Annotated in this window: 8 protein-coding genes; 5 read left to right on the top strand and 3 right to left on the bottom strand. The window is 72.2% G+C overall.

Translation table 11 applies throughout. The features are described from left to right. The 3 genes from AC2H6A_RS15815 to AC2H6A_RS15805 form a co-directional block, all read right to left on the bottom strand. A partial coding sequence (locus AC2H6A_RS15815; RefSeq protein ID WP_484274661.1) for an enolase-like domain-containing protein occupies nt 1–694 on the bottom strand: 694 nt, incomplete at its 3' end. 87 nt (nt 695–781) lie between these two features. Continuing rightward, on the bottom strand, nt 782–2,752 hold the full coding sequence (locus tag AC2H6A_RS15810; RefSeq protein WP_484274660.1) for a hydrolase 1, exosortase A system-associated: 1,971 nt from the start codon (nt 2,750–2,752) through the stop codon (nt 782–784). Next, nucleotides 2,749–3,006 carry a phosphopantetheine-binding protein gene (locus AC2H6A_RS15805; protein WP_484274659.1) on the bottom strand — a complete coding sequence of 86 codons (258 nt, stop codon included), beginning with the start codon at nt 3,004–3,006 and terminating at the stop codon, nt 2,749–2,751. The genes AC2H6A_RS15810 and AC2H6A_RS15805 overlap by 4 nt, the downstream gene beginning before the upstream one ends. A 175-nt stretch (nt 3,007–3,181) precedes the next feature. Between AC2H6A_RS15805 and galU the strand changes: the two genes are divergently transcribed. From galU to AC2H6A_RS15780, 5 genes are all read left to right on the top strand, one after another. Continuing rightward, on the top strand, nt 3,182–4,003 hold the full coding sequence (galU, locus tag AC2H6A_RS15800) for a UTP--glucose-1-phosphate uridylyltransferase GalU (protein WP_484274657.1): 822 nt from the start codon (nt 3,182–3,184) through the stop codon (nt 4,001–4,003). Continuing rightward, nucleotides 4,000–5,256 carry a glycosyltransferase gene (locus AC2H6A_RS15795; protein ID WP_484274655.1) on the top strand — a complete coding sequence of 419 codons (1,257 nt, stop codon included), beginning with the start codon at nt 4,000–4,002 and terminating at the stop codon, nt 5,254–5,256. The genes galU and AC2H6A_RS15795 overlap by 4 nt, the downstream gene beginning before the upstream one ends. After that, nucleotides 5,253–6,584: a UDP-glucose dehydrogenase family protein gene (locus AC2H6A_RS15790; protein ID WP_484274653.1), complete on the top strand. Its 1,332-nt coding sequence runs from the start codon at nt 5,253–5,255 to the stop codon at nt 6,582–6,584. The genes AC2H6A_RS15795 and AC2H6A_RS15790 overlap by 4 nt, the downstream gene beginning before the upstream one ends. Nucleotides 6,585–6,635: 51 nt before the next feature. Continuing rightward, nucleotides 6,636–7,742 (top strand): non-hydrolyzing UDP-N-acetylglucosamine 2-epimerase, encoded by a 1,107-nt coding sequence (wecB, locus tag AC2H6A_RS15785; RefSeq protein WP_484274651.1) that lies wholly within the window; start codon nt 6,636–6,638, stop codon nt 7,740–7,742. 5 nt (nt 7,743–7,747) lie between these two features. After that, a partial coding sequence (locus AC2H6A_RS15780; protein ID WP_484274649.1) for a DegT/DnrJ/EryC1/StrS family aminotransferase occupies nt 7,748–8,141 on the top strand: 394 nt, incomplete at its 3' end.

Here is an 8,141-nt window from a genome sequence, read left to right as displayed (position 1 = left end):
GGTAGCCCTCGGTCTTGGCGTTGAAGTTCAGGTCGAGCAGGATGTCCATGTCGGGGCCGGCGGCCTCGCGCATGATCTGGAGGTGCTCGCGCACGCCCTGGGCGATGTTGCGCTCCATGTTCAGCGCGGGCAGGTTGGGGTTGCCGAAGCCCGGCGCCCAGCCCTTGATCTGGCCGTTCTCGTAGCGGTAGATGTTGGTCTTCAGTCCGGTGAAGCCACGCTCGCGCACTTCGCGGGCGAGGGCCCGCACGCCTTCCACATCGGTGATCTCGGGCTGGTAGTGCGGCCGGCGCGAGGCCCGCCAGGTCACGCAGTGTGACCAGTACACCCGCAGCCGGTCACGCATCTTGCCGCCGAGCAGTTCATAGCAGGGCACGCCCAGGGTCTTGGCCTTGGCGTCGAGCAGCGCGTTCTCGATGGCGCCCAGCGCCTGGCCGACCACGCCGCCCGCGCCGGGCCGGGTGACCGCCATCAGTTCCTCGCGGATGCGCTCGTGGTCCATGGCCGACTGGCCGACCACCCGGCGGGCCAGGGTCTCGATGACCGCGCCCACGCCCGGCGAGCCGAAGCCCTCGTCGAACTCGCTCCAGCCCACCACGCCGTCGGCGGTGGTGACTTTCACGAAGTAGTAGTTACGCCAGGCGGCGCTGCACGACAGGGTCTTCAGTTCGGTGACTTGCGCCTTCACGGACATGGGCTCGCCTCGCGGTGGGAGGGTTGACAGGCAGGTGGGGTCGGCGGCCATTATGGCCGGCCGAGGCCGGGGATCGGATCGGCAGCGCTAGCGGCGCTGCCGCGCGCATTCCGCGATCTGCGTCCCGAGCCAGTCGATTGCCTTTGCCCAGTGGCCGGGCTCGCTCAGGCTGTGATCGGCGCCCGGCACCCGCAGCACCTGGCCCTGGACTTCCAGCCGCTGCCGCCAGGCGCGCTGGCCACGGATCAGGGCCTCGGTCTCATCGGCGGTCAGGTCGGCACCACTCAGCACGGTGAGCAGCGCGCCGCGGTGGCGACGCAGCGCCGTCAGCAGGGCGGCGGGCAGATCGGCAATCGGCGTCGCGCTGGGTGTGGCGCTGGGCGTGGCGCCAGCAGAGCTCCGTCGTCCCCGCAGGCCGAGCCCGGCGGCAAGATGGCGCAGCGGGTCGCCCGCCAGATGCCGGACCGGCACCTCGCCGCGCAGCAGACGGCGCCAGAACTCGGGCGCCAGGATCCGCCGGGCGTAGTAGCCACGCACCATGGCCGCACCCAGGCTGGCCTCGCTGCGCACCCAGGGATTGATCAAGGCCACGCCGGCCACCGGGATGCCTGCGGCCTGAAGCGCTGGCAGCGCGAGTGCCGCGGCGCTCGCGCCATCGCACAGGCCGCACAGCCAGAGCGGCGCGCTGACGCCGTCGGGTTGCTCCGATGCGGTCAGGGCGCGCGCCGCGGTCACGATGTCGGGCACTGCGGTTTCGAAGGGCCCGGCCTCGCCCGGGCTGTCGCCCCAGCCGCCGATGTCCACGCGCAGGCTTGCGATGCCGGCGTCGGCCAGACCTCGGGCCAGGTCGACGAACATGCGGTGCGATCCGACGCGGGTCTGCGGCTGGCCGGGCACCACCAGCAGGCGGGCGACGGGGCTGGCCGCCGGCAGCGTCATCGCGCCCATCAGCGGACCCTGCGCGCCGGCGATGACCATCGGGGAGGGCTCGCGCGGGGGGAATGCCTCTGGAGCCGGCAGTGCGAAGCCGGCCTGCTCGCAATCGGCCTGCTCTGCGCCGGCCTGCTCTGCGCCGGCCTGCGCCGAGCCGGGCCGCTCGATCGCGGCCTCTGACGCGATCGGCAGCGCGCCGATGAAGGCAGCGGTCAGATCCTGCAGCGCCGTGGTGTCCACCGCTTGCATCGCGTTCCACCAGGGTTCCTGCGAGACGAGACGCGCCTGCGCCTGCCAGCCGGCCGCTTGCCAGGCATGCACCGCGGCCTGCAGCGCCGCGGGCGCGGGCTGACCCGGCTCGATCACCCGCTGGCCCTGCACCGCCAGCCAGGGCGCGCCGGGGGCCGGCGTGGTGGCTGGTGCCTGGTCCAGCCGGAGGGCGCGCAGGGCCTCGACCCATGCCGGCGCCACCGGGTAGCCCGCGAGGCGGCCGGCCCCGCTACCGCGGCCGGCCCCGTCGCCGCGGTCGCCGCGGTCGTCGCGGTCGTCGCCATCGCCGCGATCGTCGCCCGCCGGACTCGCGCCCGCCTTGCCCGTTGCACCGGCTTTGCCCCCAGCCGCCGTCGCCCCGGCGGACCCAGCTGCCCCCAGCCGCCCCAGGCGCCGAAGTGGATCGATCAGCGCCGCGCCGCTCGCCGGTGGATTCCACAGCACCACCGCTCGCGGCGGCACGGGCAGTCGTCCGACCAGATCGGTGGCCAGCAGCGCGCCCAGGCGCGCACCAATCAGCACCGGCGCGGGGTCGCGGGCTCGCGCGCGCAGCAGGGCACAGGCCCGGTCGAGGTCGCCTCGCCACAGGTCGAGGCTGGCCTCGGCGTGATCGCCCGCCGAGTCGCCGGTGCCGAAGAGATCGGGGATGAGCACCGTCCAGCCATCGGCGGCGAGGCGTCGCGCCATGGCCGAGAGCACCCGCCGGCCGAGCGGCTGCTCATCCAGGAAGGACTGCACCATCAGCACCCCGCCGCGGCCCGCCGTGCCGGCGCCGGGCAGCGCCCACTGCGCCCAGCGCGGCCCGTGCGCGAAGCCCGTCAGACGCTCGGCAAGCAGGCGGGGCGGCAGGCTCACCCCAGTCTGGCGCGCACGAACCCGGCGAGGTCGCCGTAGGTGAGGAAGATGTCGGCGCTGACCTCGTCATCGGGAATGCTCAGGCCGAAGTCCTCCTCGATCTGGGTCAGCACTGCCAGCACCGCCATCGAGTCGAGCTCGGGGATCGCACCGAGCAGGGCGGTGTCGGCCGTCAGCGACGCCGGCAGGGCGCGCTGGCCGACCGCCGATTCGAGGATGGCGCGCAGCAGGGTGTCGACGCGGTCGGGTGGCATGGTGAGGGGGTTCCGGTGGGAGTGGGGCGATTCTAGCCGTCGGTGCCCTCGCCCCGGCGCGCATGACCGGCAGATTAAGCCGCGGCGCTGCGCTCGGGATTGCGGCAGGGCAGCCCTCAGGCGCGCGCGACCGGGCGATAATGGCGGATTACCAGCGATTTTCGGAAGGCTCGGCATGCGTCTGCGCAAGGCGGTGTTCCCGGTGGCCGGGATGGGCACCCGTTTCCTGCCCGCCACCAAGTCCATCCCCAAGGAGATGCTGCCGATCGTCGATCGGCCGATCATCCAGTACGCGGTGGACGAGGCGATCGAGGCGGGCTGCGACACCCTGATCTTCGTCACCGGCCGCAGCAAGCGGGCGGTGGAAGACTATTTCGATCGTGCCCCCGAACTCGAGGCCGAGCTCGAGGCCAAGGGCAAGCTCGAGGCGCTCGATGCCGTGCGCAACATCATCCCGTCGCATGTGAAGGTGCTGTTCGTGCGCCAGCCCGCGCCGCTCGGCCTGGGCCACGCCGTGCTCTGCGCGCGGCCGATGATCGGCGACGACGAGCACTTCGCGGTGCTGCTGCCCGATGACCTCATCGACGGCCACCCGCAGGGCGTGCTCAGCCAGATGCTGCCGGTGGCTCAGTCCACCGGCGGCAGCGTGATCGCCATCGAGCAGGTGCCGCGCGCCGATGTCAGCAAGTACGGCATCATCGACCCCGAGTCCTCGAGCGGCACCAGCATGAAGGTGCGGGCCATCGTCGAGAAGCCGGCGGTCGAGGCCGCGCCCTCCACCTTCGCGGTGGTCGGCCGCTACATCCTGCATCCCGGCGTGCTGGCCACGCTCGAGACCCAGGCGCCCGGCGCCGGCGGCGAGATCCAGCTCACCGACGCGCTCGCCGGCCAGATCGACACCCCCGGCCTGCATGGCTGCCGCTTCAGCGGCAAGCGCTTCGACTGCGGCAACAAGCAGGGCTTTCTGACCGCCAACATCTATTTCGGACTGCGTTGACCGTCACGGATCCGTCCGCGCCGGCCCGGGTGCTGGTCTATGCCAGCCTCTTTCCCAGCCCGGCTGCGCCGGGCGCGGGGCTGTTCATCCGCGAGCGCATGTTCCGGGTGGCGCAACGCCTGCCGCTGGCGGTGGTGGCGCCGCAGGCCTGGTCGCCGGTCGATGCCCTCATCCGCCACTGGCGGCCGGGCTTTCGCGCGCCGGCGCCGCGCTTCGAGCGCATGGACGGCATCGAGGTGCACCGGCCGCGCTTCGTCAGCCTGCCCGGTGTGCTCAAGCGGGCCGACGGCTGGCTGATGGCCCGTTGCACCGAGGCCACGGTGCGGCGGGTGGCCGCGGGCCTGCAGGCCACGGTCATCGACGCCCACTTCGGCTATCCCGACGGTTACGCCGCGGTGCGCATCGGCCGGCGGCTCGGCCTGCCGGTGGTGCTCAGCCTGCGCGGCAGCAAGGATCAGCGTCTGCTCGGCACGGCCTGCGAGCCGGCGCTGCGCGAGGCGCTGGCCGGCGCCGCCCGCCTGATCGCGGTGAGCGAGTCGCTGGTGCGCGAGGTCGGCGCGCCGCTCGGCCAGCCGGCACAGCGCTTCACGGTGGTCGGCAATGGCGTGGACCTCGCCCGCTTCGCGCCGGCGCCCCGCGCCGAGGCCCGCGCCCGGCTGGGACTCTCCCTTGATGCGCCGGTGATCATCTCGGTGGGCAACCGGGTGCCCGGCAAGGGCTTCCAGCGCTTGCTGCCGGTGGTGGCGCGGCTGCGCCGTCGCTTTCCGGATCTGGTCTGTCTGATCGTGGGCGGCGGCGCCGACCAGGGCGATCTCGGCCCGGCCCTGGCCGCCCAGGCCGCGTCGCTGGGCATTGCCGACGCGGTGCGGCTGTGCGGACGGCAGACGCCCGAGGCGCTGCGCTGGCACTATGCCGCGGCCGATGTCTTCGCGCTGGCCACCGCCTACGAGGGCTGGGCCAATGTGTTCCTGGAGGCGATGGCCTTCGGTCTGCCGGTGATCAGCACCGCGGTGGGCGGCAATGCCGAGGTGGTGAGCAGCCCGCAGCTCGGCACCCTGGTGCCGTTCTGGGACGAGGCCGCCTTCGAGACCGCGCTGGAAGACGCCCTCACCCGAGCCTGGTCGCGGGAGGCCATCCTGGCCCATGCCGCGGCCAACGGCTGGGAGGCGCGGGTGGAGCAGCTGGTGCAACTGTTTTCGCGGGTCTCGGTCGACGGGCCGACGCACAGGGAATCAACTGGAAAGAGCACATGAAAGTCACCATCATCGGCACCGGCTATGTCGGTCTGGTCACCGGCGCCTGCCTGGCGGACATGGGCAACGAGGTGCTCTGCCTGGACATCGACGCCGGCAAGATCGAGCGCCTGCGTCAGGGCATCATTCCCATCCATGAGCCGGGGCTCGAGCCGGTGGTCCGCCGCAATGTCGAGGCCGGCCGGCTGAGCTTCACCACCGATCCGAAGCAGGCCGCCGAGTTCGGCCTCATCCAGATGATCGCGGTGGGCACGCCGCCCGACGAGGACGGATCGGCCGACTTGCGCCATGTGCTGGCGGCGGCCCGCGGCATCGGCCGGCACATGCCCGGCTACCGCGTCATCGTCGACAAGAGCACGGTGCCGGTGGGCACCGGTGACCGGGTCGAGCAGGCGGTGGCCGAGGAGCTTGCCGCGCGCGGCGTGGCGCACGGCTTCTCGGTGGTCTCCAACCCCGAGTTCCTGAAGGAGGGCGCGGCGGTCGATGACTGCATGAAGCCCGACCGCATCGTGCTCGGCGTGTCCGACCCGCAGGCCGAGGCGGTGATGCGTGAGCTCTACCAGCCTTTCCAGCGCAACCACGAGCGCACCCTGGTGATGAGCCGGCGCGCCGCCGAGCTCACCAAGTACGCGGCCAATGCCATGCTGGCCACCCGCATCTCGTTCATGAACGACCTCTCCCGCCTCTCCGAGGCGGTGGGCGTCGACATCGAGGATGTCCGCCAGGGCATCGGCTCCGACCCGCGCATCGGCTGGTCCTTCCTCTATGCCGGCACCGGCTATGGCGGTTCGTGCTTCCCCAAGGATGTGCAGGCGCTGATCCGCACCGCCGAGGAGCAGGGCACGCCGCTGCGCCTGCTCAAGGCGGTGGAGCAGGTCAATGAGGACCAGAAGAGCGTGCTGGTGCGCAAGGCGCGGGCCCGCTTCGGCAGCCTCGCCGGCCGCCGCTTCGCGCTCTGGGGCCTGGCCTTCAAACCCAACACCGATGACATGCGCGAGGCGCCGGCCCGCGCGGTGATGCAGGCGCTGTGGGACGAGGGGGCGAGCGTGGCCGCCTACGACCCGATCGCCGCCGACGAGTGCCGCCGCCTGTATGGCGAGCGGGCCGACCTGGTTCTGGCCGCCTCGCCGCTGGAGGCGGTGCGCGGCGCCGACGCGCTGGTGATCGTCACCGAGTGGAAGGAATTCCGCTCGCCCTCCTTTGACGAGATTCGCGCCCGCCTGAACCAGCCGGTGATCTTCGATGGTCGCAACCTCTACGACCCCGCCACGGTGGCCCGGCACGGCCTCGAGTACCACTCGATCGGCCGGCCGGTGGCCGGCGGCTGACCGGGCGCAAACCGCGGACAGCCCGGCCATGACACGATGCCGGTTCAGACGATGACCCGACTGATCGACCTGGTGGCCGGCGCGCGGCCCAACTTCATGAAGATCGCCCCGATCGTGCGGGCGTTGCAGGCGCGCGCCGATGCGTTCCGGTTCCGCCTCGTGCACACCGGCCAGCACCATGATCACGAGATGAGCGCGGTGTTCTTCGAGGAGTTGGGCATACCGGCGCCCGATGTGCACATGGGCGCTGGCGGCGGCAGCCATGCCCGCCAGACCGCGCGGATCATGCTTGCCTACGAGGATGTGCTGCTGCGCGAGCGCCCCGACTGCACCCTGGTGGTGGGCGATGTCGACTCCACGCTGGCCTGCGCGCTCACCGCGCGCAAGCGGCAGATTCCGGTGGCCCATGTGGAGGCCGGCCTGCGCAGCGGCGACACCACCATGCCCGAGGAGATCAACCGTCTGGCCACCGACGCGATCAGCGACTGGCTGTTCGTGACCGAACCGTCGGGCTGCGAGAACCTGCGCCGCGAGGGCAAGCCCGAGGAGCGCATCTTCTTCGTCGGCCATGTGATGATCGACAACCTCATGCATCAGCTCGGTCGGCTGGCGCAGGCCGATGCCGCCGGCTTTCGCAGCACCGCGCTGCGCGCCGGTCTGCCGCGCTACGGCGTGGTCACCCTGCATCGGCCCTCCAATGTCGACGAGCCTGCGGTGCTGGCCGGCATCGTCGCCGCCCTGGGCGAGCTGGCCGCGGAACTCCCGCTGGTGTTCCCGGTGCATCCCCGCACCCGGGCCAGCCTGCAGCGCGCCGGCCTGAGCCTGCCGCCCGGCGTGATCGACACCCAGCCGCTTTCCTTCATGGATTTCCTCTCGCTGTGGAAGGACGCGGCGCTGGTGCTCACCGACAGCGGTGGCCTGCAGGAGGAGACCACCGCGCTGGGCGTGCCCTGCATCACGGTACGCGAGAACACCGAGCGACCGGTGACCGTCGAGCAGGGCACCAACCTGCTGGCCGGCACCCGCCCGGCGGGCATCGTGCGCGCCGCCAGACGCGCGTTGCGCGGCGAGGTTCCCGCCGGGCGCCGGCCGCCGCTCTGGGATGGCCAGGCGGCGCAGCGCATCGTCGATCACCTCGCGCGGCTGCTGCCCGCCTGAGCGCCATGTCTGCGCCCGAGGTGCTCTTCCAGCGCCTGCAGCCGATGCCGCCGGCGCATCCGCGGCCCTGGTTCCCCACCCTGCCGGTGATTGGTCGCGCCGGCGATGGCGGGCCTGCCTTCCCGGTGGACAGCCGTTTTTTCGCGCCCGACACGCTGATGGTGCCCTCGGGCAAGGTGGCCACCTACTGGGCGCTGCGCGATGCCGGCGTGGGACCGGGTGATCGCGTGGCAGTGCCGGCCTATCACTGTCCGACCATGATCTACCCGATCGTGGCCCTGCGGGCGCGACCGGTGTTCATGCCGGTGGGGGCAGGGCTGGAGCTCACCGGCGCGGCGGTCGCCGAGGCGCTGCGCGAGCGGGTGCGCGCGGTCATCCTGCCGCACTACTTCGGCTTCG

The organism is Quisquiliibacterium sp., from assembly GCF_982640115.1.
The sequence above is the reverse complement of the archived record's forward strand: the minus strand, read 5'-3'. Positions and strand labels throughout refer to the sequence as shown.

Bases quoted from the DNA above. Each gene is read 5' to 3' on its own strand.
- AC2H6A_RS15805 (WP_484274659.1), bottom strand. From the start codon at position 3,006: ATGCCACCCGACCGCGTCGACACCCTGCTGCGCGCCATCCTCGAATCG.
- galU (WP_484274657.1), top strand. From the start codon at position 3,182: ATGCGTCTGCGCAAGGCGGTGTTCCCGGTGGCCGGGATGGGCACCCGT.
- AC2H6A_RS15790 (WP_484274653.1), top strand. From the start codon at position 5,253: ATGAAAGTCACCATCATCGGCACCGGCTATGTCGGTCTGGTCACCGGC.
- wecB (WP_484274651.1), top strand. From the start codon at position 6,636: ATGACCCGACTGATCGACCTGGTGGCCGGCGCGCGGCCCAACTTCATG.